Source organism: Paenibacillus sp. GXUN7292, assembly GCF_050864975.1.
Lineage (GTDB): Bacteria > Bacillota > Bacilli > Paenibacillales > Paenibacillaceae > Pristimantibacillus.
The window spans coordinates 1-25,642 of record NZ_JBOZWO010000014.1; the positions used below are offsets into that span (position 1 = coordinate 1).

Genomic DNA, 25,642 nt, shown 5'->3' on the forward strand with positions numbered 1-25,642 from the left:
GTGGCACCGTCCGGTTCTGTATGAATTTTCATATACAATTGTGTTTTATGGAGCATTTCAGAGTATTGTATATGAATTTTCATATACATTGACCCGTTTTGAGGTGGCACCGTCCGGTTCTGTATGAATTTTCATATACATTGAGTTATTTCGAGGTGCGCGGACACGCATAGGGTTGTAGAGTTTTGGGCTTTACACGTTAACAGGCTGAGCAACCCAAGGTGCTCAGCCTGTCCATGTCCTTGTCCTTGTCCTTGTCCTTGTCCTTGTCCAATGATGCTACTTCGTCACGATTACTTCTATGTTATTGTTGACTGCTTCTTCCAAAAACAAATGAGGTATGGCCGAATCAGTAACTACAATATCTACTTCTTCGAGGCCAGCCAAACGGATTAATGATTTCTTTTGAAATTTGTGGCTGTCCGCAAGTAGAATGATTTGCTCCGAAATGTGCATGATCTTTCGCTTTATTTGAGATTGAGATTCATAAGGCTCGCTAATGCCTCGCTTCCAATCAAACCCTTTACAGGAAATAAAGCATTTATCAACATGATAGCCCTCGATCATTTTTTCAGCAGCGGCGCCTGTATTGGCTAATAATTGGCGGTCTACGTATCCGCCGATCAGAAAAACTCTAATCCTGCTTTTCCTCGCTAGCTCGTACGCGATCGGTACAGAATAGGTAATTACGGTAATGTCGATATCAGGCAGCTGCTTGGCAAGCAGAAGACAGGTTGTGCTGGCATCCAAGGAAATAACGTCGCCTTCCTCCACTAAAGACGCGCCGTAAAGGCCGATTTTCCGCTTTTCCCCGAGATTGATTCCTTCTCGCTGAAGCAATGGCAGCTCCGTACCTTCCTTGCGGTTTAAGATGGCGCCGCCGTGCGTTCTAATCAAATGGCCTTCCTTTTCAAGCGCATCCAGATCACGGCGAATCGTTTCCTCAGTTACGCCGAACCGCTTGCTCATTTGCGCAACCTTGGCAACCTCGCCATTTTCCAGCAGCAGTATAATTTCTTTCTTTCTATCAATATTCGCCAAATTAACCCCCTCCTCTGTCAGCCGACTCACTTCTCACCCATTTCTCTATCGCTCATAGCATGCACAATGTTGCAAGCTAATCAACTTCTTTATACCTCGACCAGCTCTATATCGGCTCCCAAATGCAAGGTATTGCTAATCGTGCAAGTTTTCTCTACTTCCTCTTTCAGCTGCTCTTTATACGCAAGATCAAGCCCTGAAGGGAGGGTCGTATGCACAATGAATTTGGAGAAGCGGCTTGGCGCTTTTGCTGCCTTTACTGCCAACACCTTAATGCTTATTTCCGACTTGTCATACTCCAAGCCGTCTCTTTCGATTATTTTTTGCAGCGTAATCGATACGCATAGGCCGAGCGCAGCCTCCAGCAGCTCTCTTGGCGATAGACCTTCTGAATTAGGGGCCGTGCTGCCGATTATTTGAAAGCCTGCGTCATTGTATATGCGGTTCTGGCCATTTTCTATATTAATGATTGTCATAATTATTCACTCCTAAGTTGAGATAAGGTGACAGGCAGCCTTATGATTGCTGGCAATATTCGTTAAGCCAGGCACTTCAGTCTTGCACCGTTCTGTCGCATAAGGGCAGCGCGTATGAAATACACAGCCAGATGGCGGCGAAAGAGGGGACGGAATTTCGCCCTTGAGAATGATGCGTTCCTTCAGCTTCTTACCGGAAAATCCGGGCACAGCAGAAAATAGCGACTTCGTATAAGGATGAACGGGGTTGCTGAACAATTGATCTGTAGCAGCCTCCTCTACAATTTTTCCTAAATACATAATGCCGATCCGATCAGATATATACCGTACGACACTGATATCGTGAGTAATAAATAATAGCGTCAGCTTCAGATCGCGCTGCAGCTGCTTCAACAGGTTTAATATTTGCGACTGGATTGACACATCCAGAGCGGACACCGGCTCATCGCAAACGATGATTTTTGGATTCATAATAAGCGCGCGGGCAAGCCCCAGACGCTGACGCTGGCCGCCTGAAAATTCATGCGGGAAACGAAAATAATGCTCAGCCTGCAGTCCGACCGTTTGTAAAATACGGAATACAGCCTCCTGGCGCTCTACTTGATTGCCTTGATTATGAATAATTAAAGCTTCTTCCAAAATAGCACCGATTCTTTTGCGCGGATTCAAGGAAGAGAAGGGGTCTTGAAATACCATCTGAATATCTTTCCGGAATTTCCTCAGATCGCCCTTTCGCATTGCAGCCAAATCCTGCTTCTTGTATAGCACCTGGCCCGAGCTGGCCGGAGTAAGCCCAAGAATTGTACGTCCGATCGTGCTTTTTCCCGAACCGGATTCGCCGACTAGTCCGTAGGTTTCACCTTCATACAGCTGAAAAGATACATCCGATACAGCGTGCACAAACGCTTTTGCGCCAAAAATTTTGCCAAAAGGACTGTAAACCGGAAACTGCTTATGAAGCGAAACGACGTCAAGCAGCGGCTCTGCCGCAGAGACAGCATAATCTAAGCCTATTGCTTTCTCAGCCAACTGCCTCTCCTCCCTTCACACTGCTTATCTCTTTATAATGCCAGCATTTAACCCGGTGTCCATCTGCCGCCTGCTCCATAACCGGCTGCTGGCTGCGGCATTTGTCATCCGAAAATGGGCATCTTGCTGCAAAGCTGCAGCCCTGCGGAATATTGGCAAGCGAGGGGACTGTGCCTTCTATAACATGAAGCTTCTCATTGCGGCTCCCGTTGAGCCTTGGAATAGATTTGATAAGACCTTGGGTATAAGGGTGCAGAGGTCTTTGAAATAAATGCTCCGTCTGCGCTTCCTCAACAATTTGGCCCAAATACATAACCTTAACGCTCGTGCATATCTCCGCTACCACACCCAAATCGTGCGTAATAAATAAAACGCCCATGCCCAGCTTGCGGTTCAGCTCCACAATCAGATCCAATATTTGCGCTTGAATGGTAACATCCAGCGCGGTTGTCGGCTCGTCTGCGATCAACAGCTTAGGCTCGCAAGCCAGTGCCATCGCAATCATCACGCGCTGCTGCATGCCGCCTGACAGCTGATGCGGATATTCGTGCACGCGCTGCTCCGGCGCCGGAATGCCTGTTAGACGCAGCATTTCTACCGCTTTTTGACGCGCTTCTTTTTTTGATTTTTTCTGATGCAGGCGAATAACCTCTTCCAACTGATTGCCGATTGTATAAACAGGATTAAGCGAGGTCAGCGGATCCTGAAAAATAATCGATATATCATCGCCGCGAATCGCTCTCATTTTGGCAGGGGAAAGCTTGAATAAATCCTGCTGATCGAATATAACCTGGCCTTCATATGAAATAGCATCCGTATGATCAAGCAGCCTCGTAATCGACTGGGACATTACGCTTTTTCCACAGCCGGACTCTCCAACTATGCCGACAATTTCGCCCCTATCCATCGTAAAGCTAACGTCATTGACTGCCGTCACTTTGCCGCGGTCGGTATGGAAATGCGTTTTTAAATGCTTGACTTCCAAAAGAGTCTGTCCGCTCATCGTATGCCAACACCTCCTGTTTGATCAGCGTATTACTTCTTAATTTTTTGCTTCAAGCGCGGATCAAGCTGATCGCGCAGTCCGTCTCCAAGCAGATTCAAGCTAAGAACGGACAAAACAATCATTACGCCCGGGAAGACAAGCATCCACCAGGCTTTATAAATAACAAGCTTGCTGGCCTGTAAAATATTTCCCCAGCTCGGCTCGGGCGCTGGAATCCCGGCTCCCAGAAAGCTTAGAGCTGCCTCCGAAATAATTGCCTCGGCAAATACAAAGGTCGCTTGCACAAGTAATGGCGATAAGGTATTCGGCACAATATGACGCCATATGATTCGCGAATCGCTGGCTCCCTGCGCCATCACCGCTTCAATATAGGTTTGCTCCCGCACGACAAGAGCTGTAGAGCGTACAACGCGGGCAATATTGGGGGTAAAAACGATCGTCAGCGCAATAATCACGTTAGTAGCCGATGCCCCGAGCGCAGCCATTAAAGCAATCGCCAGCAGTATGCCGGGTATAGCCGTCAATCCATCAGATATGCGCATTAATATATGATCCAGCATTCTATAGTAAGCCGCGTAGACTCCAATGACAAGCCCCAGCAGCGAGGAGATTAATGCTACAACGAGCCCTACGCTTATTGAAACCCGCGCGCCATATAATATTCGAGTCAGCAAATCTCTGCCGAACTCGTCTGTCCCCAGCCAATGCGCGCCGCTTGGCGGCTTTAAGCGGTCGACCACCTTCATATCATAAGGACCGTAGGATGCTAGAATCGGGCCCAATATAGCTAAAACAGCAAGCAGCAAAAATACTGATCCGCCTATTATCAATCCGCGATTAGATTTTAGTCGGAGAAGTCCTAATGAACGCTGCTCTTGCTTAAGCTTTTTACTTATTTGTGCGATATGCTCTTTCTCCTGAGCTGTAATCATTGTGACCCCTCTTTCTATTTGCGATCCAATCGAACGCGCGGATCCACTGCGCCATATAGCAAATCTACCAACAGGTTTATCGTGACATACATGACTGTCACACTAAGCACGACACCTTGGATGACAGCAAAATCTCTTCTTGCTATTGAATTCAATATGAGCTGTCCCAAGCCAGGTATATTGAATATAGATTCCACCACTACCGCTCCCGTAACTAAAGTGCCGAAGGTTTGGCCAATGACAGTCAATATAGGCAAAAAAGCATTGCGAAACGCATGCTTGAGCAGCACCTTCCACTCGTTCAGCCCTTTGGAGCGCGCTGTTTTAATAAAATTCAAATTGAGCACCTCGAGCATAGAGGAGCGTGTCATGCGCGTAATAAGCGCAGCTTGTATCGTGCCTAATGAAATACCCGGCAATATTAAATATTGCAAATGCGTCCATAGGCCGTTGGACAGCGGTTCATAGCCTGCCACAGGCAACCACTGGAGCTTAACTCCAATCACCAGCATTAAAAACAATCCTAGCAAAAAGCTTGGGATCGCCATACCGAGCAAAGAAACGCCCATAAGCGAGTAGTCGGTTATCGTTCCTCGTTTGTATGCCGCTATTATCCCAAAAGGAATCGCTATTATTAATGCGATGATTTGTGCCAGTATAGCTAGCGACAACGTAGGCCCGATATGCTCCTTGATTGCTTCGCTTACCGGCTGATGCATAAAGATAGAATCGCCCAAATCGCCCTTAAACAGCTTCCCGACCCAATTGGTATACTGCTCATAAAGCGGAAGATTGAACCCCAGTTCCTCATTGAGCGCATCGATCTCCTGCTCGGATGCTTCCATTCCGAGCATTACAGCAGCTGGCTTGCCGGGGGTTATATGAATCAGCAAAAAGATAGCGATTGAAACAACCAGCAGAACTGGAATTAATGAAAATAATCTTTTTATAATGTAAGCGAGCACTTGAATCGCTCCTCGTTCAACTAATATTTAAGCCATTATAATCTCGAAAAGGAAGGTGTTAGACAGCTTACCTAAGTAATCTGTTACACCTTCCCGTCCATTATTTCGCTATTTTCGCGTTCCAGACAACCGGCGCTTCATATAGCTCAAAGCCTTCTAGATTTTTATTGATCGCTACGACACCGTTATAATGTCCAAGTACTGTCGATGAAGCAAACTCATACATGAAGCCTTGCAGCTTTTCCCACTCCTGCTTGGCTGCTTCCGGCGTTGCTGCACTGCGGATAGCTACTAGCGCATTTGCCACTGTCTCATTATTAAGACCTGCCCAATCAGGGTTTACTGCCAAAAGCTGAGGCGGCGTAATTTGATAGCCTGTGCTCGCAAGGAAAATATCCCACTTGCTGCGATCATTTTTTGTTTCCAGGAAGGTTGGGAAATCAAAGTTAATGACCTTCACATTCATGCCAATCTGGCGCAGCTGCTCCTGGATAACCAAAGTTCCCGTATACATCTCGTTATAATCCTTGGTAGTCAGCAAAGTAATTTCTTCTCCGTTGTAGCCTGCTTCTGCAAGAAGCTGCTTCGCCTTCTCCGGATTGGACTGGTTATAGTACTCTGCACCAGCTTCATTCGTCCATTGCGTTTGATTCGTGCTCAAGTAGCTTGGCGATAAAGAATACAGCTCCGGTTTGGCAAAGCTTGCGAGCATAATTTCTTCATTGTTGAGAGCAGCAAGCACAGCTTGACGCAGCTTCACATCGGAAAGAACACCTTCAGTTGTGTTAAAGAATGCTGTCAATGCACCGCCTGGGAAGGATTGAAGCTCTACATTATTAACAGCGGCGAGTTCATCATAATTTTCAATTGGAATGCTGTCCGCAACATCATATTTGCCTGTTTTCACACCAGCAATTCTCGTAGCATGGTCAGTTACAAAATGGAAGTACAAATTTTTCGTAGGCGCTTCTTTTCTTCCATCAAACCCGCTTGGATCTCTATCTACAGACTGGTACTCGTCATAACGCTCCAAATGAATGTACTGATCCTGCTTCCACTCCACAAATTTATAAGGGCCAGTACCAATATACTCCTTGATGCCTTCTGCAGGCGCTGATTCTATAATTTCCTTAGGCATAATAGCCGGGAATTGTGCTTGTGCTGAAATAAGTATTAATACATCAGATGTAGCCTTTTCTACTGTCAGCTTAACTGTGTAAGTATCAACGGCTTCGAACTTGGCATTCTGCAATAGCACCTTAGCGCGGGAAGAAGTGACCAGCCATCTGTTCATGGATGCTACTACATCCTCGGATGTTAATTCCTTGCCGTTGTGAAACTTAACCCCTTGTCTCAGCTTGAATGTATATGCTAACCCGTCTTCGCTGCGCTCTACTGATTCCGCAAGAGCAGGCACCGGCTCATAATTCGCATTCAGCGTATATAACTGCTCAAATATATTGCCTGCTGTATCAAGCGCTACTGCGGACACCGTCATAGCTGTATCCAAAGTAGGCGGCTGTGCTGTCAGCGCGATATTTAGTTCATCTTTATATTCCTTGGACTCATCTTTATTGGCATCGTCTTTGCTGCCTTCATTTACTGCCGGACTCGGACTGCTGTTTCCCGGCGTTTGTTTATTTCCACCGCTGCCGCAGGCAGCCGTTACCATCAGTAATAATATTGCAACTAATAAACCCCATTTTTTTGACTTCATTGTATTGTGCCCCCTTAGTATGACGAGAAATCAATTCCGATAATTCCTACTAAATAAGTAGTATTAATATGATATTCCAATACTACTGCACGTATTAGAGTTTGTCAATCACTTTTATTATGCTTTACCCCCGTAATTAAAGGGCGAACGAGACTTCTTCCTATTTGTTTAAAAAAGAAAAAAAGACCCTCTTCTTTTATGAAAAAAGGATCTTTTTGTACTTTTATAACTATTACCGAACGATTGGATTGCTTTTACGCGTCAATGAGACGGCCGCGTTTCTTTTTAAGATATCGATTTAATCTTTCCGTACATAAAAGCATTACTATTGCAAATATAACGACAAAGACAGGAAAGATGCCAATTGTAAAATAAGACGCCACGACACCAAGAAATGGCGGAATTAGCGTGCTTCCCGTATAAGCAGTTGCCATTTGATAGCCCATAATCGATTGTGCATGCGTCTTGCCAAAGCGGGCTGGCGTTTCATGCAGCATACAAGGAAATATAGGCGCAAGCCCTAATCCGATCACAATAAAGCCAATAAGTGAAACAATCGATGGCAAAGGCAATACGAGCAGTACCGTGCCAAGCAGTGCAATAAGCTGACCGTATCGGATAAGCTTTCGATTACTCATTTTGAACGTAATAAACCCTGTAATCATTCTTCCTGCTGTAATGCCTATATAAAACACAGACACCCACTGCGCAGCTGCAGCAGCGTCCAGCTCCTTCACATTCACTAGAAAACTGCTGCCCCACAAACCAACGCTCGCTTCAATCCCGCAATAAAATAAAAAGGTCAGCATCGCCAGCTTAACGCCCTTAACATTCCAGGGCTTCATATTTTTTAATTGCTGCTCCTCTTCCTGATCCGCAGAAGATACTGCAGAACGGTCTGATGCCCGCTTTACAGCGTTATCTTGTTCAGCTGCTGCGCCGCTCAACTTTGCAACCTTATCCCATAATGGCAGCGATACTAGTAAAATGATCACTAATCCGAACTGAATAGCCGCAACCGTCAAATAGCCTTGCCTCCACAAGTTTTGGCCGGATATATAAGATGCCATAATAATAGGGCCAAGTGTCGCGCCAACCCCCCAGAAGCAATGCAGCCAGCTCATATGATGAGCTTTGTAATGAGCAGCAACATAACTGTTTAAGCCGGCATCCACCGAGCCGCCGCCCAGCCCAAGCGGTATTGCAAAAAGAATCAACCAGATCAGTGAAGGCGACCAGGCAAAGCCGAGCAATGCCGCTGCTGTCATTAAACAGCTGATAAGCGTAACCTTGCCAATACCGAAGCGTTTAAGCACGTAGCCGCTCATCAGGCTGGAAATAATCGTGCTGCCTGCAACAACCATCGATATGGCTCCAGCTGTGCTTAATGAAGCATCCATATCCTTGCTCATGACCGGCCATGCTGCTCCCAATAAGGAATCCGGCAATCCGAGACTAATAAATGCCAAGTAAATAATAATTAGAAAAAACGTTGCCATTAGCAGATGCACTCCTTAATGCAAATTTAGTTCGTTTGGATAAGCAGGGCATTAAGGCCAAGACTTTGAAGGCCATACAAGTAATCCGACTTCCAATCGCTTGCCGAAAGTTCCGGAAGATGCTCTTTTGGAACATATGCAGCGCTGTGCGCAATAATTTCACTTATGAGATGAGAATTTACTTCTTCCTCGCAAAATACAAAATAGTCCGGATTCAAAATCGCCGTTATCGCAGCGACTAATCGGCTAATCGGATCTATGTGTTTAACTGCTGCATCTGCATCACGCTCATCGTTTAAAGCTTGCAAAAAATTTTTATAATCGTACTGCGGTATAAAAGAAACCTCGCCTGAGAAAAAGGATTTGCCGCGCACAATTTGACCGTTTACGGCAACACCGGCTCCAGGACCATTTTGCCCTAAATATAAATAAATAATGGAAGCCATCTCCTGCAGCTTCCTTCGCGCTATATAGCCGAGCACAGCTGCATTCATATCGTTCTCGACGACGGCAGGCACGCCGATCTGCTCTTCAATATATTGCTTCAAATGAAGATTATCGTACTGCTCATAGGCTGGCATATAGAAAATTTTCCCTTCATTAACTGCTCCGGGAACCCCAATTGCAACTGATTGAATACTGGGGTAGCTGTCCATTATATCTCGGATTAGATTAACAAGGCTTGATGCCTCTTCCTGCAAAACACTATTTGTCCTTCCCTGCCCCATTTGGTCTCCAAAGCCGTTAAAGATCGTATAGTGCGTTTCATGCTTCTCCAAAAATATAGCGAGTCCCAGCCTATAATTCGCATTATAAACATATCTCTTTGCTCTTCTGCCGCCGCTCGATTCATCCAGCCCAGCCAGGGAAACCTCACCTGAACGCTCCATGAGCGTTAAAAATTTGCTTATCGTAGGAAAGCTGATCTGCAGTTTCTCACTAAGCTCAGCCTTCGTTCCACTTCCCTGCCCAAGTAAAAGCTTGCGCATACTTCGCATAATGCTTGCTTTCGTTTCCTGCGCACTCATTCGTACATCTCTCATATCATTCCCACCTAGGTATGCCAATACTTTTTAAAGACGTTTAATAAGTCGATATGAGCATAACAGGAATTGAGAAAACTAACAAGAAAAAGTTTTGCTTTGCCTCATCCTGGCGCCGATCTAGGAGAGCTAACGATTATCAAAAGCCTTATTTGTCCTATATAAACAAAAAAAGCTGGCCCGGCAATCACAATGGATCGCTAAAGGACAGCTCTGCTGCGTTATGACGTCATTTACTTATGCTTTTATCATCTTACAGCGCAGCGATTCGGACCAATCTCCATTTCCGTCTGCTCTTCATCATCAGGCATAATTTTGCCCATGTTAACTTGTCTAATTTGCTGATACGCATTGGGCTGCGGCGGCAAATGATCGGTAACGGTACGGCGAAATTCCGCTTCGTCGGCAATATTCAAGCCGTGATTTTGTGCAAATAAATCACCTAGCCGCCTTGCAATCGTCCCGTCCTCATTCATTTCATCGATAATCATAAAATGTGCAGGCAGGACAATCAGATCCTCTGCCAGCTCACGGTAACGGCTATACAGCGTTTCTCGCAAATCACTTACCCAATCCTCTGCAAGCCCCGCCAAATCCGGTCTTCCGATGGAATCAATAAATAGTATATCTCCTGTCAGCAAATAACGGTTATCCACTACAAAAGAAGTGGAGCCAACCGTATGCCCCGGTGAATAGAGTGCCCCAACCTGTATGCTGGACTCACCTATGTTAACCGATAAACGATCTGTCAGCGGTGTGAAATCGAACAAAACCTCTGAAGCATCTTTCGGCGGCAAATAGTAGCTTGCCCCTGTCTGTTCTGCGATAAGGCGGCCTCCGGATATATGATCCGCATGAAGATGCGTATCAAATACATGGGTAATTACAGCGCCTTTTGATTGTGCAAAATGTGTAAACACATCAGTAAATCGCACCGCATCAATAACAGCAGCCTCGCCGCTGGATACAATCATATAAGACAGGCAGCCTTTGCCTAAGCGCACAAATTGGTAAAGTTCTCCGCCGCCAGTCAGATCGGCAACCTTGATCGGCTCCAAATACATGCTCCAAGCCTTCATGCCGCCTTCCAAATAAGCGACAGTGCGGCCTGCTTCACTAAGCATTTCAGCAACCATGACAGATGAGCCTTCCTTTGCGCAAACGATTAGTACTTCGCCTTTTGCAGGAATTTGGGGCAATATTCCCTCCACCCCATCAAGCAGATCAAAATAGGGGACGTTCAAATATTGAAATTGGCGGCCTTCTATTTTCCAGTCTGCAAAAGCATCCGGGTTTCTCACATCAACTATAAAAAGCGGCTCATTATGAATGACTCTTTGAGCAACATCTGCTGCTGTCCATTTCTTGATAGACATCTGCAACTCCCTCCCTTATCATGCTGTCTGTTTTTAGTACAATATAATTGCTGCTTTATTAGACGTAATTTATCTTTCCGCCTTAACGATTTGGTTAAGTTGGCCATTCCAGCCCGTCATTCCAGGCAATACGTTATAAACATTTGAATAGCCTGCTTTGGCTACTTTTTGTGCAGCAAGATCGCTGCGTTTGCCTGTGCGGCAAATCAAATAGATATTCTTTTCTCTATCCAGCTCATTCATTCGCTCATCTAACTCGCCCAGCGGTATTGAAATAGCGCCCTCAATATGTCCAAAAGCGTATTCTGCAGCTTCACGGACATCTATAAGCAAACCGCCTTGCTTGGCGGCTGTTGCCGCTTCCTCATTGCTTGCCGTTTGCTCATGCGCAGCTTCAAAAACGTTATCGCCCGAGCATTTGCGAATATAGTGCAGCAGTACTTCGCCTTTTTCAAGAGTGCCGATATATTGATAGCCGACTGAAGCCGCCCAAGCAGCCAAATCAGCTTTGGAGCCTTTATCTGTCGCTTGCACTTCCAATACTTGACCTTCCTCCAAGCTGCCCATTGCTTTTTTTGTTTTTACAATAGGCATCGGACAGGCCATACCTTTGGCGTCTACTTGATAATCTGCTTTTAACATCTATTATTCCTCCTCAATTCAAAAATACCCAATGGGGTATACAAGATAGTAAAAAAAAGCGCCCGCCTTCATTAATATAACTAACACTTAATAATGTAAATTAAACCTTTATCTTACCTTGCCACTCCAGCATTCCGCCAATCATATTAACGGCATCGTAACCAAATGAAGTTAAATATTCAGTCGCCTTGCCGCTTCTTCCGCCGGAACGGCAAACTATAATATAAGGTGTTTTTTTATCCAGCTCATGTATGCGGAACTCTAATAGGCCAAGCGGAATATTTATTGCGCCCGGTATATGGCCTTCAGCAACCTCACTTGTTTCTCTGACATCGATAAGGCGAAGCTGCTCCCCTTTCTCCAAACGCTGCTCAACTTCTGCTGCAGAAATTTCTTTCACCAATATCATCCTCTCCAAGCGCTCATGCCACCGCGAACATTCGTCACCTTGGCATAGCCTAATTTTTTCAATTGCTTGCAGGCCTGGCTGCTGCGCATGCCGCTTTGACATATCACTACAATTTCTTTATCCTTTGGCAAATTGGACAAGTCCGAACCTAGCGGAATATTTGCAAACTGTGCAATATGCTGCCTTTTATATTCGCTTGGTGTCCTCACATCAATAAACATCTTATCCTTCTGAGACAATTGTTGCTTAAGCTGCTCAGTTGAAATAGTGGCAACTCCTTTAGCCGGCTTTAAACGCCATACAAAAAATAAAATAACAAGTGCAGCAATAATAATATATTCCATAGCAGCCTCCCCGTATAAAATGAAGCAAACTTATTCCCTTATGCAACAATTGCTTGCTTTCTACGTCTATAAATATACCCCATAGGGTATGTGAAAGTCAACAGCTTCTTTTACAATAATATTGCCAAAATAACGATAACCAACAATCGCTGATTCAATTTTGAACTACAGTTAATTTTCCCTTAACAAATAAAGCGTAAACTACATTTAAAACGATAAGAAAGGAATTTAAGCGATGGGTATTCATACGTATTTTCAATCACTAACCGATCTGGAGCGCATCATTCGCTGTCCAGGCAAGTTTAAATTTCAGGAGCATAGCGTCTCCGCACATTCTTGGAAGGTCGTTCAATATGCTAAAACTTTAGCAGATATTGAAGAAAGCAATGGTGTCTCTATTGACTGGAAAAAGCTATATGAGATTACAAGCAGTCATGACTACGGTGAAATTTTTATAGGCGATATAAAAACCCCCGTCAAGCACTATTCGCTGGAGCTTCGTGCCATGCTGCAGCAGGTTGAGGAAGGCATGGTCGCTCATTTCATTGAGGAGCATATTCCCGAGCAGTTTAAAGCGATCTTCCGCCGCCAGCTGCGTGAAGGAAAAGATGATTCTGTAGAAGGGCAAATATTAGAGGTTGCTGACAAGCTCGATCAAATATACGAAGCCTTTTCAGAGCTGCAGCGAGGAAATACAGAAAAAGAATTTATAACGATGTACCGTCATGCCCTCATTAAAATAAAAGGCATCAAGCTGCACTGCGTTGACTATTTCCTCCATCATATTTTGCCTGACATGGTCCAGGAAGGAACTCGTTCCCCTATCGATATCGCGAAAATAACAAACGAAGCTCTTGCTTCATAATAACAAGCTCTGCCCATCACTCCTCCTTGCTGTGCTCCCCGTTATACATCCCGCTGTGCTGCTAGCGTGCATCTTACCTCGAAATAACAGCCTGTTCTTGTTTTTTTCTTGCGACTATCCAGCATAACGCCACAATTAGCGCCAGCGCATATGCAAAGCTTGTATAGGCAACAGCCGGGTATGCCAGCTGCTTAACGCCAATCGCACAAATCGCCCATATAAATACCGCTGCAAAAACAATATTTCGTTCTTTTACCACCACAATTATCGCAAGCAGCACTGCAACGCTCAGCATAATAATAGCCCAAGCCGTCTCGGACAACCCAAATCTGTCCCAATTGCTTGCATATAAGGCAACTGCAATATTTACAATAACCGCTACGCTTATCCAGCCCAAATAAATTCGGAATGGCAAGCGAACGAGCCATTTGTCAGAAAGTGCAGCAGGCTCCCTCATAGTATCCTTGGTGCGAATATGGATTGTAATTAACGTGAATAACAAAACCAGCATTAGAAATACGCTGCTCGCCAGTCTTTCATAATGCCAAGCAACCAGCCAGCCGATATTCAATAAACAAGATACAAAGAAGAGATGACATATCGCTTGATTGACTTTGCTTTCTTGCCCTGCCTTAGTAAAGCCATAAACAACATACAGCAGCAGCAGTATATAAATGACTGTCCAAATTAGAAAGGCATAGCCTGCTGGAGTAATAAGAACAGGATATTGAGCTGAAATTTCTCCGGTCGTTTTGCCTCCTAACAGCCTTCTTTCCGCTGCTATATTGACCGCAATCATAGCCAGGAAGCTGATCATGTTAAGCCAGCGGAACACGATTATCCTTATCCTCATCTTCACCCTCGTCAACCTCCTCCTATATTTACGGTAGCTAAAATGATGCTTCTACTTAGTTAATACCCCAAAAGGTTAACTTTGATTAACCTGGCTGCGAAAAATTGTTCTACAAAGCCGACGTTCCCGCTTCTCCAATCCCAAATCTGCTCTCTTCTCCTTTTCTTGCTTGCGAATGGTTGCCCGAAATGAATTGACCTGGTCACACGTTCCGTTATTTGCCTAAAAACCGTTATTTTTTGAATTTCGCGGTCACACATTCCGCTATACAGCTCCAAATGATGCTTTTTCTATGATTTATGGATCAATAACGGAACGTCTGTCACTTTGCCACCTTAAAACTACGATTTGGTCGTAATAACGGAACGACTGACCAGTTGGCGAAGCTGTCTATTCGTTAGAGCCGTCCCCACAAAAAAAAGCCCAAATCTCAATCGATCCAGGCTTGCGCATCTACCGCTTCACGATAACGTTCATACCATACCTTCCACTGCTCGCTGCGGTTTTCGAGCCTGGCATCATCCAGCAATGCAGTAATGACATCCAGGCACACATGCCAGCCTGCCAGGTCTCTTGGCGTATGGTCATTTAAGCTTGTTATCTTTTCAATCAAAGTCAGCTTGCAGCCGCCATCAACAGTAGCCAGCTCAAAGCGCACAACATCTTTATCCCAAGTGTATTCCAAGACGCTGTTAGGATGAACCTCTAAGATTGTCATTTCCTCAAAACTGCCATCGCCCATATCGAATTTAATTATTCCGCCTGCAACAAGATTATCGATGCTTAACTCTGAGAACCACAATTTCAATTTTTCATTTTCTGTGAGAAAAGACCATACTTTTGCTGCAGGGTGCTTCAAGCTGCGTTCAAATTCGGCAATGTATGTCCCTTCGGATTTACGAATTGCTGCTATCATGGTAAATTGTCCACCTTTCGCGACTCATTAATTATTTTTCTAGCAAATAGGCTATTAAAAGAACCAATTCTATTAAATAGAATAAGCTATTTTAAAAGAGTAGGGGAGTGATTTTATGAGTAGACGCTTTGCTGCTATTTTGCGAGGAAGAAACGAAGTTCCGCCTGTACGTACCATTTCAACGGGCCATGTAACTTTCCGTCTCAGTGAGTCCGGCAATCAGCTCCGATTTGTTCTTGTAGTCAGAAATATTAATCGGGTAACACAGGCCCATATCCATCTGGGCAGGAGAGGTGTTAACGGACCTGTCGTCGCCTTTCTATTCGGCCCAAACCGATCTGGAGTTTCCTTCAGACTCGGCGTTATTCGAGGCACCATATCTAGAAATGATTTGGTAGGTCCATTAAGAGGACTTAGCCTCAGAAACCTGATTCGTGAATTTAGACAAGGCAATGCTTATGTAAATGTGCACACCATTCAACATCCTGACGGACAAATTCGCGGCCAAGTATTTCGCATTAGAGATTGTTAATTAAAACGCGCTTGCTTCTTATGAAGCAAGCGCGCAGCTTTTTCAAAGTTTGCCGGCAATAACAGACGGCAAGACAATTCGTGCCTTTACCTGGCATGCTCTCTTTCGTTAACATCACTGTAGAACTTGATTGCATATAACGCGCTTATGCCGACAAGGACATAAATGATGCGTGACAGAGCAGAATCTTGTCCCCCAAATAGCCCGGCCACTAAATCATACTGAAACAACCCGACCAACAGCCAATTAAGTCCTCCAATAATCAATATCGTAAGCGCAATTGTATTTAACGTCTTCATTTAAGTCAGCTCCTCTAAAATCATTTCTTAACTTTAAAATTCCCAAGCCTTTTCATTACTATACCTGCAACAAATTACGGAACAGGCAGGTAACATTTGGTTGCTATGCCTCTAATCACCTTGTAGTATATACAATTATAGGCATTATATTTTTTAATCAAGGAGAGGAAAAAATGACAACCCAACAACAAGCGGCCATGCAATCGATGATTGATTGGTTGGCAGATGAGCATGAGCTTGGCAAAAAGCCGAGCAAAATTGAAGCTGCAGGTGATTTTGAGCTGCATGGCATGCAATACTACATATTCAAATATAAAAAATCCTTATTAGGAAAGTGGCTTCTCGGCGTTTGTGGCGGCTATGAAAACCAAACCGATACAACACACTGCGGCCATGTGTTTAGCGATATGCAGCCTTACGATCCTTCCACTGCCAAGCAGGAAGCTGCAGCTATGGTTGAAATGATTCGCGAGTATTGGATGAATCAGGCAGCAGCAATTGAAGCATCAAAAGGAAATGTTCAAGCACAAGCGGAAGCCGAAGACGACTCATCCGGTATTTTTAATGGATTCGTTCTGCTGAACTCCGCTGAATGCGACCTTAACGCGGTAAAGGCGCATCTTTTGAACGACTGGAATATTGCTGTTACGCCTGAAGCAGCTGATGAGCATGAGGCAGAAATAAAAGAAGGAACGCTTGTGTTTGAAGCAGATGGCTTCACTTTGGCAGCAAGCTTTATTGATGCGCCAATCCCTGACGGCGAAGCTGAGCATTACGCACAAGGGAACTATTTGTGGCAGGAAGCCGCAGAGGTTACCAGCACACATGTAGCCCAAATAATATTAGCAGTATTTACACGATCCGGCTCGCCGGTTGAAAGCGGTAAGCTCTACACTAAGCTGGCTGCCAGCTGCTTGAAACTTCCTAACGCTATAGGAATCTATACATCCGGCACCGTCTTTCACCCGCAGATGTTTATAGATATGGCGGAAATCATGAAATCTGATCCATCCCTCCCATTATTGAACCTCATTCACTTTGGTTTAGTGGGAACGGAAGCAGGAATGAACGCGTACACGCACGGGCTTATGTCATTTGGCAAGGATGAGATTGAAATAATCGGCAGTCAAGCGTCTCCAGCTGATTTACGCGATTTTTTAATTGATATTTCCGACTATATTATTCAGCAGAACGTCACCTTGAGGGATGGAGAAACGATCGGTTTTTCAGCTGAGCAGAAGCTGCCGATTAGCCGGTCAGAAGGTGTCTATGTCGACGGCGCAAGTCTCAAAATTCAATTTTAAACAACAAGAAGCCTCAACCCGTTATTTTTAGGGGAGAGGCTTCTTCCTTTTATGCTTGTTATTTCTTTTCAGCCAGCCACTTCGATAATGTTGTTATTTCTTGTTCAGTCAATCTGCCTTTAAAAGCAGGCATACCGTTTTGGCCATTATGAATAATGTTTGAAATTTCACTCTCGGAATATTTCGAACCTACCTCTTGCAGACTCGGAAAGTTTCCGCTGCCTTTCAGGTCAGTTGCATGACAGGCCATGCAGTTCCCCTTATAAATAGCCATTGCTTCTGTATCCTGTCCCGCAGGAGGCGTCTGCTCTGCACCGGCTGTAGGTGTATAAACTGGACTCACCGTTGGCGATGGCCCATTACCACCCCCGCCGCCGCAAGCTGCGATAGAACATACCAACGCGATTAATGCTGTCACTAACCATACTTTTTTTAACATTTTAGTAACCTCCTTTGAATGATGAAACGGCTACACTAGCATGCCGCCCTTTTTTTTGTAGGCAACAATTCCTTCGGCTGCCCGGTACGCTAATGCGCCTACTGTGCCAGTCGGATTATAGCCGCTGTTATGAGGGAATGCGGATGCTCCGATTACGAAAAGATTTTCCATATCCCACACTTGCAAATAATTATTGACTACTGAAGTGCCTGGATCAGCTCCCATAATAACGCCTCCGGTATTATGTGTGGACTGATAGGTAGTAATTTCGTAAGGTCCAAGCCTTTCCTTAAGAGATTGGACGCGATCTGCACCCATCTCCGTTATAATTTCCGCACATCGGTCTGAAATATACCTCGCCAGCTCTCGATCCTGGTCTTCGAAATCAAACGTAATACGAATTAACGGATCTCCGAATGCATCCTTATACGTCGGGTCCAAGTCCAGATAATGGTGCTTGAATGGCATGGAAGCCCCTTGAGAGCCGACTGCCAATATGCTGTTTGCATATTTGAGGGAATTAGCTTTAAATTCCTTTCCCCACTTTGGAGTATCTTCCGGCACCGTATTATTCTGAATCGGCCTTTGACCGGTAAACGTATGCGCGATATTGCCCCCGTGAATAAAATTCACATTCGAGTGATCAAAATTATCGCCATTGTAATCATCCAGGCACATGCCTAGACTGCCAGCTCCCGCATACAAATTAAACTTTTGATCTTCAAAAAATCCTATCGCATTACCTTTCGTTACTTGATAAGCATAGTTTTTACCTACTACGCCGGTTCCGGAGGCTGAATCGTAAGGCTTGCCGATTTTTGACAGCAGCAATAGGCGTGTATTATTAAACACATATCCAGTAGATACGACGATGTCGGCTGGCTGCTCGATTTCCTCGCCTGTCGTCAAATCAGTATATAAAACACCCGTAGCTTTGCCGCCCGTATGTAATATTCTTCTTACATACGAGTGGGTGCGAATTTCAAATTTGCCAGTCTGCTTGGCAACTGGAATAACCGTAACGACTGGATCGGCCTTTGCTCCATATTCACAGCCAAATCTTTCGCAATAGCCGCAATATTGGCACGCTGCCCGGGCAATGCCGTCCGGATTCGTATAGGCTTGCGACAAGTTGGCAGAAGGCACTGAAAAAGGGTGAAGATTAAGCTTTTTCGCCGCATCTGAAAACAGCTTCATAGACGGCGTTTGCAGCATTGGCGGTGTCGGATAACCGCTTGCCCGTTTGCCACCAAGCGGATTTTCCTCACCGGATATTCCCGTCATCTTTTCGAAGGTATCGAAATAAGGCTCCAGCTCATCATAGGTGATGCCCCAGTCCTGAATTGTCATTTCCTTCGGAATTTTATTTTTGCCATAGCGTTCTTCTGTTTTACTGCGAATTTGAAAATCGTACGGCAAAAAACGATACGTTTGACCGTTCCAATGCACGCCTGCTCCGCCTAGTCCGTCGCCAATCAAGAATGAGCCGTATTGCCGCATAGGCAAAGCTCTTATTTTTTCATTGCCGCGAAACGTAATCGTTTCCTTGGACAAATCCTGCATCAGATCGTATCGAAGCGCAAAACGAAGCTCATCGTGAGCCATAAAATAATCCTCGGTCAGTCTTTCCTTTCCTTTTTCCAAACCTACGACAGACATGCCGTTCTTCGTAAGCTCAGCAGCTATAATACCTCCCGCCCAGCCAACTCCTATTATAACTACATCTACCTTGGGTAATTTCTTTGCCATGTTCTTGCCCCTCTCGAAAATTTAGCCGGCTGCTACATATGGTCCTTCAAGCTTCTTGGCGGCAGCACCGTATAATCTTTCTCAATAATGTCCGTGAATGCCATCTGATCACCGGGATAACCTCTCATAACCCAGCCCTGCATATTTTTATTGCCTCCGTATAAGGGATCGCTGTATACCCCTTCAAGCGTGCTGCTTCGCAGCAGCTTGAAAAATCCGCTTGCTGATATGGTGGTCAAATTGACTTCATCCTTCTCAAAAGCAGCCAGTACAGCGTCCTGCTCCTCAGGGGTAAGGCTTGTAAAGCCTTTATTGTATTTGTTATGGCTGTAATTTTGTATTTCGCGCAAGCCAATATAAAATATTTCTCTTCTTTTTAAATGTCCTTGATAGCCTTGTGTTTGTTCACCTACGAAAAAAGGGGGCTGCATATAGTCTCTAGCATTAAAGCCCCAATCTCCAGCGAGCTGATGGTCGATATAAAACGCTACACCCAAATCTTTAGCGCCTGGCCCCTGCTCATCAGCTGGAAAAATCCGATCTGTCGCCGCCTGTGTAATGGAAAACTGCTCTTGGTTGAAAAACATAAGCGCTTCATTATAGCTTTTTCCTTCATTTGTCTGCGTCTGCGGCGTTTGCGGAGCGGCCTGTTTAGCTGGTCTTGGCAGCAGCGACCCCAGCACCCCGCCTAATACAACGCCTCCAACCGCATAGCCAGAGTTAGTTAAAAACTTTCTGCGGGACATGGTTTGCTTTGATTTATCTTCAGTTTGATTTTGATTGCTCACATTCCAGCACCCTTTCCTTGCATCTTGTTGATAGGGGTATTATTCCACACAAATTTTCAAACATACATTAATCTCCATTCGGGCATATTACAGGTATCAACAAATGAAGGAGGCAAAAATGATGAACTACCGATGGAAAAACTGGCAGGTGCTTTTTTATACGGCAGTATTAGCGATTGCGCTAACTGCTTGCGCCAGAGCCAATCCGCCCCAGGATCAAACGCATATGCAAGGCTTGCCGAATGGGCATATGAACTCCTCCCAGCTGCACAATCCGGATGAAATCCCCAGCTATCATGGTCCAAAAACTCAAACGACCAATGAATATGGGAAAACAACGAGCGGGATGGGGACGACAGTTTACAGCTTAATTGGTTCCTCCAGCTTGCACGAAGGCGGCGTTACCGCTCATGTCCAATCCAGGCTTTCTAGCAAAGGAATTGAAAACATCAAAGTATTCGTGCTTGGCGATACGATATTTCTGGCTCGTTCAGAGTCTGGCACATCTTCAAGCCAATATGATGCCATGCAGCAAAAGGTGCTGAGTCAAACGGAAGGCCTATCAGGGAAGGGCGAGCCGGATCAAGGTATTGTAGGGGACACTAAGACACATGTAGATGATTTGGCGCAGGCCAATAAGCTGGTACAGACGATGTTTGATGGAAAAGTTAATATCGTATCCATTACGAATCCGAATGCGCCAAAATTAATAGAACAAATTACTTCGAAGCTGAGGGCCTCCGCTTCTGACCATTCAGTAGCTGAGGATATTTCCAAGCTGCTGCAAATGAAGCCCGAAAACAATAAATAATAAGGAGCTGATCATATGCCATTCGGCAATATTGGAGTTACCGGGCTAGTGTTAATCCTTCTCATTGCCCTAATCATATTTGGGCCATCTAAGCTTCCTGAGCTTGGCCGCGCTTTCGGCAGGACGCTTAGTGAGTTCAAAAACTCGACACGCGAGCTTGTAATTAGCGAGGACAAAGAAACAGGAGATAAATTGAAATGATTGATCAAGAACAGCATCTGACAGAGCATCTTGCTGAACTGCGCAAGCGGATTCTGGTCATATTGGGCACCTTTCTGGTCGCACTATGCGGCGCATTAGTCTATGTGGAGTCCATGTACGACCTGCTGACACGCGGAGTTCCAGGCAAGCTGCAGGTGCTTGGCCCTACCGATGTGATCTGGGTATATCTCATGATTGCAGGCGTATTTGCTATAGCGGTGACTATTCCCGTAGCAGGCTATCAATTATGGCGGTTTGTTGTTCCCGGACTAAGCCAAATAGAGCGCCGCGCCTCCCTTGCATATATTCCGGCGCTCGCAGTGCTGTTTCTGATCGGACTTGCTTTCGGCTACTTTATCATTTATCCGATGGTGCTTAGTTTTTTGGATTCATTATCGGATAACTTTGTTACAGCTTATACCGCTGAAAAGTATTTCCGCTTCATGATTCATATGACGGTGCCCTTCGGTATTTTATTTGAAATGCCGGTTGTCATTATGTTTTTGACATCACTGGGCATACTGAATCCGCATCGTCTGTCTAAAATGCGTAAAGTCGCCTACTTGCTGCTTACGATTGTAGCGGTTTCCATAACGCCGCCCGATATCGTATCAGATATATTGGTGGTCGTCCCGCTTCTGCTTTTGTACGAAATCAGCGTCGGCTTATCGCGTATTGTATATCGGAAGCGCGCAATCAGATTGGAAACGGCAGTGGAATGAATGGTGCCGTCAGAGGCCTCAAGCTTCTGACGGTTCTTTGTATTTGCACTCAACTATACTAGACAGCCGCCTTGCCATTTGTTACCCTCTAATGGACATGTTCAAGCTGGGCCAATTAATCAACCTACAGTCTCGGCAGCTTCGTGCGACCTAAATAAGATAAAAGGAATGAGAGAAATGGATACCCTAGCTTTAACGCATGCCATCGGGCCTTACGATGTAAGCAGCTGTATCATTAGCAAAAACGATACCATTGTATATCACTATGAAAATATTGAAGGCGCCTCCTCGAGGCTAGTGCCCGTCAATTCCTGTACGAAAAGTATACTTTCCGCACTTATATGTATCGCGATGGATAAAGGCATGCTTCCTGGCCCGGACACCCCGATTCAACATTTTTTTCCCCAGCTGCTGGATGACCAAGACACGCGCAAAGCGTTCATAACGATGGAGCAGCTTTTGACTTTAACTGCAGGATTCAGCTGGACAGAATTTGGCGGCGCCAATTCTTTCCCCACAATGACCCGCACCCCGGATTGGGTGCAGTATACACTTGCTCAACCGTTGTCTGATGCGCCTGGTTCTAAAATGGTGTATAATTCCGGCGTATCCCAGTTGCTGGCTGCCGTTTTGGTTCAGGCGGCGAATACTTCAATTGCACAATTTGCTGAGCGTCATTTATTTAGTCCGCTTAATATTCAACAATACGAATGGAAAAGTGATCCTCAAGGCATTCATACAGGAGGCTTCGGCTTGCAGCTATGCGCATACGATATGCTTAAATTTGGATTGCTGTTTTTACATAAAGGCAAGTGGAAAAAGGAGCGGTTGATTTCTGAGGCTAAGGTTGATCTCTCCACAAGGGCAGCTATTGCTGTAACCCCGCCTGAGCAGGGCTGCTATGGCTGGCATTGGTGGGTGGATTGCTTGCCTGCAAACGCACTTTCTTACTATTATGCGCGAGGGTTTGGCGGGCAATTTATTATTATTGTCCCTGCTGCAGAAGCAGTTGTCGTCCTGACACGCAAGCCGAGAAAGAAAGGCTTGTCGCCGCTTGAATATTTCCGCCAGCATATCGCTCCTTTACTGATTGCAAATCTTTAACATTATTAAACGCCCCGGCCAACTCCGGCCGGGGATTTTTTTTATACGCTAAAGTTATTCATTCAAATATGTCGTCACCCGGTTTTGAATAAGCTTACTGACCTCTTCCGCCGATTTTTGACCGCTCATATATGCATTAAATTCCTCTATTGCAATGGACTGCACTTTAAAGTCGAGACTTAGCTTTGCGCCGGTATGTTCCAGCAATTTTTTAACCTCTTCTGCTTTTTTCTTGGCTGCAGCAGGCTCAACCGCATCAAAGGCGTGCTCGAGTTGTCCACTCGCCAGCTTGGCCGCCGCATCGTCTAGGCGTTTCTCCGCTATCTTCTTATTTACAGGAAATCCGCTCAGCGCTGGCGATTGCTGAATTTGTTCGGAAAGCAGGAACTTCAAAAATGCCCATGCCTCCTGCTGCACTTTTGATTTACTGTTCAAGCCGAGATTAACCCAGGAACGGTATGGGATGCCGCTTGATTTTCCCTTGGACGTCGGACCTTTAAAAAATTGATACTTATCGGCAGACATCAATCGCATCGTTTCTTCCGGGCTGCTTAAGGTCATTTGTGAAAATATCGCCTTATCATAATCATACGTAAATTCAGCCTGCAGCACATTTTCATCATACATCGACTTGATCTGTCTCATCATTTCCCGGAAAAGATCGGAATCAAAGTTTACCTTCCCATTTGGCTGAACCAGTTCCGCATAATTGTCTTCCATATAACTAATTAGCAAATTGAGAGGAAATACGTTAATAAAAGCGTAATATTCTTGTCCGATCTGCTCTTTGGCTTTTTTAGAAATAGCCTTGAATTGCTCCCACGTCCAGGTGCCTTCATCTATTTCGATGCCTGCTTTCTCCAACAAATCTGCACGGCCTTGAATAACGTCGATATTTACTGCAATAGGCAGGGCATACAGACCGTCTCCGTCTTGAGCGGCCTTAAATACATTTTCATAATAATCGCTCCTCGCAAACGACGAATCCTTCTCCATCCAATCATATAAATTGACTAGCACTTTTTTCTCCACCAGCTTACTTAGCGGCAAATTTTCCATTAATATCAAATCTGAGCCTTTGCCTGCCATAATCTGCGTCGTGACGGTTTGCACATATTTCTCGATATCGGCCTGCGAAATAGCGGCTGACATCCCGCCTCCGCTTGCTTCAGGCATCGCCATATAAGACTTGATTTCAATATCAATATCGTCATGCTCCTGTTCGAATTGTTCCGCTGCCGCCTCTAAAAACGGATTGGAGCCCTGAACGGCAATAACGACTGTTTTTTTGTTGCCAGCTTGCGCTTGCGGCTTATCTGTCCCCCCGCTTTCACCTCCGACTGGGAGTGAGCCTCCATTATTTCCAGAGCATGCCGATGTAACCATTAGCATAATGAGCATAACGAGCAACCCTTTAATTTTCATTGTAATCATCCCTGCCTTCGTATATTTACATTAGTCTGACGCGATTATGTTCCTGCAGCGGTTCGCTGGATTCTGAGATGACATTGTCATTTGGTGCAAGCCCCCGTAAAATAATAACCTCGTCTCCGATTTCCTCCCCAGCCGCTACATATACTTTTTCAGCTAAATATTTATTGCCGAGTGAGCTTTTCACTTCTCGTACAACGAATACGTAACTGCCTTTTCCATCCTTCTTCAGCAGCTCCTTTCGCAAAACAAGTCCTTGCTCCCGGGCAGGAATCATTTGTGCTATTTCAGCCTGATTCCCTTCATGCATGCCCTCCGCAAAAAAATGAACCACTATCGTCTTGCGCAAAGCAGTTTCCGAAGCGTTCTCGCTGCCGGACTCCGCTGATTTGATTTCCTCTATCGTTCCCTCTGCTTGCAGTCTTTTCCCTTCCTTTGTCCTAATGCTGACTGGAAGCCGACTCCCCAGCTCCATAAGCTCCGCAGCTGCTCCGTCTAGCCCAAATGACATTTCAAAGCCCGCCTTCGGATTTACAAGCTTCATAACTGTTTGTCCTGCAGAAACAGAAGCACCTTCAGCCAGGTTAAGCTCTATTATGATCCCGTCGAAAGGGGCTGTGACACTTTGACTGCGCTCAAGCTGTTTGCGCATATTCCCGATTTTTAGCTCAGCCAGCTCCTTATCCAGCTGATCAAGCTGCAAATCGCGCTTCGCCTTACTGATCGCAATCTCATCACCATCATGCTGGGCAGCGACAAACTGTTCCTTAAGCAGCTCGCGAGTTAATCGCTGTTTCTCTATTTGAATTTCTGCTTCACGCAATTGCTGACGAAGCGGCTCCAGATTGGCATCATCGAACGAAATGAGTGGCTGTCCTTTCTTTACAGCCTCCTCCTCCTTGACATGAATAACCGCAACTTTTCCGCCATTCTCGCTGCTAATCTCTTTTTTCTCTATAGCCGTAATGATGCCGCTCCCTTTGACACTATGGCTAAGCGATTTTTTCTGCGGCATCTCTGTAGCTACTTTAGGCAGCATCGCCGTCTGAAAAGTATTGCTAAATAGCGTCAGTCCTGCCAGCAGAACGAAAAATAAAATGAGCAACATACTTACCGCGCGTTGTCTCTGCAGCTTCATACTTCCTCCTA

28 protein-coding genes are annotated in these 25,642 nt (G+C 45.2%); 7 read left to right on the forward strand and 21 right to left on the reverse strand.

Going from position 1 to position 25,642, the window contains the following annotated elements:
• Positions 1 to 279: 279 nt before the first annotated feature.
• The 13 genes from ACRRU2_RS13255 to ACRRU2_RS13315 form a co-directional block, all read right to left on the reverse strand.
• Positions 280 to 1,041 carry a DeoR/GlpR family DNA-binding transcription regulator gene (locus ACRRU2_RS13255; RefSeq protein WP_432502292.1) on the reverse strand — a complete coding sequence of 254 codons (762 nt, stop codon included), beginning with the start codon at positions 1,039 to 1,041 and terminating at the stop codon, positions 280 to 282.
• A gap of 89 nt (positions 1,042 to 1,130) precedes the next feature.
• A complete protein-coding gene (locus ACRRU2_RS13260; RefSeq protein ID WP_331700397.1) occupies positions 1,131 to 1,517 on the reverse strand; it encodes an OsmC family protein in 387 nt (128 codons plus the stop codon).
• Positions 1,518 to 1,529: 12 nt separating this feature from the next.
• Positions 1,530 to 2,546, reverse strand: coding sequence for an ABC transporter ATP-binding protein (locus ACRRU2_RS13265; protein ID WP_432502295.1), 1,017 nt, complete (start codon positions 2,544 to 2,546; stop codon positions 1,530 to 1,532).
• Positions 2,539 to 3,549, reverse strand: a complete 1,011-nt coding sequence (locus ACRRU2_RS13270) for an ABC transporter ATP-binding protein (protein ID WP_331700399.1) — start codon at positions 3,547 to 3,549, stop codon at positions 2,539 to 2,541. Before ACRRU2_RS13270 ends, ACRRU2_RS13265 begins: the two co-directional genes overlap by 8 nt.
• A gap of 32 nt (positions 3,550 to 3,581) precedes the next feature.
• Complete coding sequence (locus ACRRU2_RS13275) at positions 3,582 to 4,484, reverse strand: ABC transporter permease (protein ID WP_331700400.1); 903 nt, start codon at positions 4,482 to 4,484, stop codon at positions 3,582 to 3,584.
• Between the two features lie 14 nt (positions 4,485 to 4,498).
• A complete protein-coding gene (locus ACRRU2_RS13280) occupies positions 4,499 to 5,449 on the reverse strand; it encodes an ABC transporter permease (protein ID WP_432502298.1) in 951 nt (316 codons plus the stop codon).
• A gap of 100 nt (positions 5,450 to 5,549) precedes the next feature.
• On the reverse strand, positions 5,550 to 7,166 hold the full coding sequence (locus ACRRU2_RS13285) for an ABC transporter substrate-binding protein (RefSeq protein ID WP_432502300.1): 1,617 nt from the start codon (positions 7,164 to 7,166) through the stop codon (positions 5,550 to 5,552).
• Positions 7,167 to 7,420: 254 nt separating this feature from the next.
• On the reverse strand, positions 7,421 to 8,665 hold the full coding sequence (locus tag ACRRU2_RS13290) for an MFS transporter (protein ID WP_331700403.1): 1,245 nt from the start codon (positions 8,663 to 8,665) through the stop codon (positions 7,421 to 7,423).
• Positions 8,666 to 8,691: 26 nt separating this feature from the next.
• Positions 8,692 to 9,708 carry an ROK family transcriptional regulator gene (locus tag ACRRU2_RS13295; protein WP_331700404.1) on the reverse strand — a complete coding sequence of 339 codons (1,017 nt, stop codon included), beginning with the start codon at positions 9,706 to 9,708 and terminating at the stop codon, positions 8,692 to 8,694.
• A 248-nt stretch (positions 9,709 to 9,956) separates the two neighbouring features.
• Positions 9,957 to 11,084 (reverse strand): MBL fold metallo-hydrolase, encoded by a 1,128-nt coding sequence (locus ACRRU2_RS13300; RefSeq protein WP_331700405.1) that lies wholly within the window; start codon positions 11,082 to 11,084, stop codon positions 9,957 to 9,959.
• Between the two features lie 69 nt (positions 11,085 to 11,153).
• Positions 11,154 to 11,726 carry a sulfurtransferase TusA family protein gene (locus tag ACRRU2_RS13305; protein ID WP_432502303.1) on the reverse strand — a complete coding sequence of 191 codons (573 nt, stop codon included), beginning with the start codon at positions 11,724 to 11,726 and terminating at the stop codon, positions 11,154 to 11,156.
• A gap of 100 nt (positions 11,727 to 11,826) precedes the next feature.
• Complete coding sequence (locus ACRRU2_RS13310) at positions 11,827 to 12,126, reverse strand: rhodanese-like domain-containing protein (RefSeq protein WP_432502305.1); 300 nt, start codon at positions 12,124 to 12,126, stop codon at positions 11,827 to 11,829.
• A 5-nt stretch (positions 12,127 to 12,131) separates the two neighbouring features.
• Positions 12,132 to 12,479: a rhodanese-like domain-containing protein gene (locus tag ACRRU2_RS13315; protein WP_331700408.1), complete on the reverse strand. Its 348-nt coding sequence runs from the start codon at positions 12,477 to 12,479 to the stop codon at positions 12,132 to 12,134.
• Between the two features lie 235 nt (positions 12,480 to 12,714).
• Here ACRRU2_RS13315 and ACRRU2_RS13320 point away from each other — a divergent pair, with 235 nt between their 5' ends.
• Complete coding sequence (locus tag ACRRU2_RS13320; RefSeq protein ID WP_432502307.1) at positions 12,715 to 13,344, forward strand: YfbR-like 5'-deoxynucleotidase; 630 nt, start codon at positions 12,715 to 12,717, stop codon at positions 13,342 to 13,344.
• Positions 13,345 to 13,417: 73 nt separating this feature from the next.
• On the opposite strand, the gene ACRRU2_RS13325 is transcribed toward ACRRU2_RS13320, so the two are convergent.
• Positions 13,418 to 14,197, reverse strand: a complete 780-nt coding sequence (locus tag ACRRU2_RS13325; protein ID WP_432502449.1) for a tryptophan-rich sensory protein — start codon at positions 14,195 to 14,197, stop codon at positions 13,418 to 13,420.
• A gap of 430 nt (positions 14,198 to 14,627) precedes the next feature.
• The gene (locus tag ACRRU2_RS13330) at positions 14,628 to 15,113 is read right to left on the reverse strand and encodes an SRPBCC family protein (RefSeq protein WP_432502309.1); all 486 of its coding nucleotides are present in this window, start codon (positions 15,111 to 15,113) and stop codon (positions 14,628 to 14,630) included.
• Between the two features lie 115 nt (positions 15,114 to 15,228).
• On the opposite strand from ACRRU2_RS13330, the gene ACRRU2_RS13335 reads away from it, so the two are divergent.
• On the forward strand, positions 15,229 to 15,645 hold the full coding sequence (locus ACRRU2_RS13335; RefSeq protein ID WP_331700411.1) for a CHRD domain-containing protein: 417 nt from the start codon (positions 15,229 to 15,231) through the stop codon (positions 15,643 to 15,645).
• A gap of 86 nt (positions 15,646 to 15,731) precedes the next feature.
• Here the strand turns inward: ACRRU2_RS13335 and ACRRU2_RS13340 are convergent, their stop codons facing one another.
• Positions 15,732 to 15,944 carry a DUF378 domain-containing protein gene (locus ACRRU2_RS13340; protein ID WP_331700412.1) on the reverse strand — a complete coding sequence of 71 codons (213 nt, stop codon included), beginning with the start codon at positions 15,942 to 15,944 and terminating at the stop codon, positions 15,732 to 15,734.
• A gap of 173 nt (positions 15,945 to 16,117) precedes the next feature.
• Between ACRRU2_RS13340 and ACRRU2_RS13345 the strand changes: the two genes are divergently transcribed.
• Entirely contained in the window at positions 16,118 to 17,248 is a 1,131-nt protein-coding gene (locus ACRRU2_RS13345) for a DUF4261 domain-containing protein (RefSeq protein WP_331700413.1), read from the forward strand.
• A 58-nt stretch (positions 17,249 to 17,306) separates the two neighbouring features.
• On the opposite strand, the gene ACRRU2_RS13350 is transcribed toward ACRRU2_RS13345, so the two are convergent.
• The 3 genes from ACRRU2_RS13350 to ACRRU2_RS13360 are packed head-to-tail and all read right to left on the reverse strand — an operon-like array spanning position 17,307 to position 20,182.
• On the reverse strand, positions 17,307 to 17,687 hold the full coding sequence (locus ACRRU2_RS13350) for a c-type cytochrome (RefSeq protein WP_432502313.1): 381 nt from the start codon (positions 17,685 to 17,687) through the stop codon (positions 17,307 to 17,309).
• A gap of 30 nt (positions 17,688 to 17,717) precedes the next feature.
• Positions 17,718 to 19,436, reverse strand: a complete 1,719-nt coding sequence (locus ACRRU2_RS13355) for a GMC family oxidoreductase (protein ID WP_331700415.1) — start codon at positions 19,434 to 19,436, stop codon at positions 17,718 to 17,720.
• A gap of 32 nt (positions 19,437 to 19,468) precedes the next feature.
• Positions 19,469 to 20,182 carry a gluconate 2-dehydrogenase subunit 3 family protein gene (locus ACRRU2_RS13360; protein WP_432502451.1) on the reverse strand — a complete coding sequence of 238 codons (714 nt, stop codon included), beginning with the start codon at positions 20,180 to 20,182 and terminating at the stop codon, positions 19,469 to 19,471.
• Positions 20,183 to 20,342: 160 nt separating this feature from the next.
• On the opposite strand from ACRRU2_RS13360, the gene ACRRU2_RS13365 reads away from it, so the two are divergent.
• The 4 genes from ACRRU2_RS13365 (at position 20,343) to ACRRU2_RS13380 (ending at position 23,062) form a co-directional block, all read left to right on the forward strand.
• A complete protein-coding gene (locus ACRRU2_RS13365) occupies positions 20,343 to 21,035 on the forward strand; it encodes a hypothetical protein (RefSeq protein WP_331700416.1) in 693 nt (230 codons plus the stop codon).
• 15 nt (positions 21,036 to 21,050) lie between these two features.
• Positions 21,051 to 21,236 (forward strand): twin-arginine translocase TatA/TatE family subunit, encoded by a 186-nt coding sequence (gene tatA, locus ACRRU2_RS13370; protein WP_331700417.1) that lies wholly within the window; start codon positions 21,051 to 21,053, stop codon positions 21,234 to 21,236.
• Complete coding sequence (tatC, locus tag ACRRU2_RS13375; protein WP_432502316.1) at positions 21,233 to 21,958, forward strand: twin-arginine translocase subunit TatC; 726 nt, start codon at positions 21,233 to 21,235, stop codon at positions 21,956 to 21,958. The genes tatA and tatC overlap by 4 nt, the downstream gene beginning before the upstream one ends.
• A gap of 177 nt (positions 21,959 to 22,135) precedes the next feature.
• A complete protein-coding gene (locus tag ACRRU2_RS13380) occupies positions 22,136 to 23,062 on the forward strand; it encodes a serine hydrolase domain-containing protein (RefSeq protein WP_432502318.1) in 927 nt (308 codons plus the stop codon).
• Between the two features lie 54 nt (positions 23,063 to 23,116).
• Here the strand turns inward: ACRRU2_RS13380 and ACRRU2_RS13385 are convergent, their stop codons facing one another.
• Positions 23,117 to 24,487 carry an ABC transporter substrate-binding protein gene (locus tag ACRRU2_RS13385; protein WP_432502321.1) on the reverse strand — a complete coding sequence of 457 codons (1,371 nt, stop codon included), beginning with the start codon at positions 24,485 to 24,487 and terminating at the stop codon, positions 23,117 to 23,119.
• 25 nt (positions 24,488 to 24,512) lie between these two features.
• Positions 24,513 to 25,631, reverse strand: a complete 1,119-nt coding sequence (locus ACRRU2_RS13390) for an efflux RND transporter periplasmic adaptor subunit (protein ID WP_432502323.1) — start codon at positions 25,629 to 25,631, stop codon at positions 24,513 to 24,515.
• Positions 25,632 to 25,642 lie beyond the last annotated feature (11 nt).

Excerpts from the sequence above, each read along its gene's own strand:
- ACRRU2_RS13340 (WP_331700412.1), bottom strand. The coding sequence starts at position 15,944 with ATGAAGACGTTAAATACAATTGCGCTTACGATATTGATTATTGGAGGA.
- ACRRU2_RS13270 (WP_331700399.1), bottom strand. The coding sequence starts at position 3,549 with ATGAGCGGACAGACTCTTTTGGAAGTCAAGCATTTAAAAACGCATTTC.
- ACRRU2_RS13305 (WP_432502303.1), bottom strand. The coding sequence starts at position 11,726 with ATGTTAAAAGCAGATTATCAAGTAGACGCCAAAGGTATGGCCTGTCCG.
- ACRRU2_RS13390 (WP_432502323.1), bottom strand. The coding sequence starts at position 25,631 with ATGAAGCTGCAGAGACAACGCGCGGTAAGTATGTTGCTCATTTTATTT.
- ACRRU2_RS13360 (WP_432502451.1), bottom strand. The coding sequence starts at position 20,182 with ATGTCCCGCAGAAAGTTTTTAACTAACTCTGGCTATGCGGTTGGAGGC.
- ACRRU2_RS13260 (WP_331700397.1), bottom strand. The coding sequence starts at position 1,517 with ATGACAATCATTAATATAGAAAATGGCCAGAACCGCATATACAATGAC.
- tatA (WP_331700417.1), top strand. The coding sequence starts at position 21,051 with ATGCCATTCGGCAATATTGGAGTTACCGGGCTAGTGTTAATCCTTCTC.
- ACRRU2_RS13295 (WP_331700404.1), bottom strand. The coding sequence starts at position 9,708 with ATGAGAGATGTACGAATGAGTGCGCAGGAAACGAAAGCAAGCATTATG.
- ACRRU2_RS13290 (WP_331700403.1), bottom strand. The coding sequence starts at position 8,665 with ATGGCAACGTTTTTTCTAATTATTATTTACTTGGCATTTATTAGTCTC.
- ACRRU2_RS13320 (WP_432502307.1), top strand. The coding sequence starts at position 12,715 with ATGGGTATTCATACGTATTTTCAATCACTAACCGATCTGGAGCGCATC.
- ACRRU2_RS13285 (WP_432502300.1), bottom strand. The coding sequence starts at position 7,166 with ATGAAGTCAAAAAAATGGGGTTTATTAGTTGCAATATTATTACTGATG.
- ACRRU2_RS13300 (WP_331700405.1), bottom strand. The coding sequence starts at position 11,084 with ATGTCTATCAAGAAATGGACAGCAGCAGATGTTGCTCAAAGAGTCATT.
- ACRRU2_RS13355 (WP_331700415.1), bottom strand. The coding sequence starts at position 19,436 with ATGGCAAAGAAATTACCCAAGGTAGATGTAGTTATAATAGGAGTTGGC.
- ACRRU2_RS13365 (WP_331700416.1), top strand. The coding sequence starts at position 20,343 with ATGATGAACTACCGATGGAAAAACTGGCAGGTGCTTTTTTATACGGCA.
- ACRRU2_RS13275 (WP_331700400.1), bottom strand. The coding sequence starts at position 4,484 with ATGATTACAGCTCAGGAGAAAGAGCATATCGCACAAATAAGTAAAAAG.
- ACRRU2_RS13385 (WP_432502321.1), bottom strand. The coding sequence starts at position 24,487 with ATGAAAATTAAAGGGTTGCTCGTTATGCTCATTATGCTAATGGTTACA.
- ACRRU2_RS13325 (WP_432502449.1), bottom strand. The coding sequence starts at position 14,197 with ATGAGGATAAGGATAATCGTGTTCCGCTGGCTTAACATGATCAGCTTC.
- ACRRU2_RS13330 (WP_432502309.1), bottom strand. The coding sequence starts at position 15,113 with ATGATAGCAGCAATTCGTAAATCCGAAGGGACATACATTGCCGAATTT.
- ACRRU2_RS13380 (WP_432502318.1), top strand. The coding sequence starts at position 22,136 with ATGGATACCCTAGCTTTAACGCATGCCATCGGGCCTTACGATGTAAGC.
- ACRRU2_RS13350 (WP_432502313.1), bottom strand. The coding sequence starts at position 17,687 with ATGTTAAAAAAAGTATGGTTAGTGACAGCATTAATCGCGTTGGTATGT.
- ACRRU2_RS13335 (WP_331700411.1), top strand. The coding sequence starts at position 15,229 with ATGAGTAGACGCTTTGCTGCTATTTTGCGAGGAAGAAACGAAGTTCCG.
- ACRRU2_RS13345 (WP_331700413.1), top strand. The coding sequence starts at position 16,118 with ATGACAACCCAACAACAAGCGGCCATGCAATCGATGATTGATTGGTTG.
- tatC (WP_432502316.1), top strand. The coding sequence starts at position 21,233 with ATGATTGATCAAGAACAGCATCTGACAGAGCATCTTGCTGAACTGCGC.
- ACRRU2_RS13315 (WP_331700408.1), bottom strand. The coding sequence starts at position 12,479 with ATGGAATATATTATTATTGCTGCACTTGTTATTTTATTTTTTGTATGG.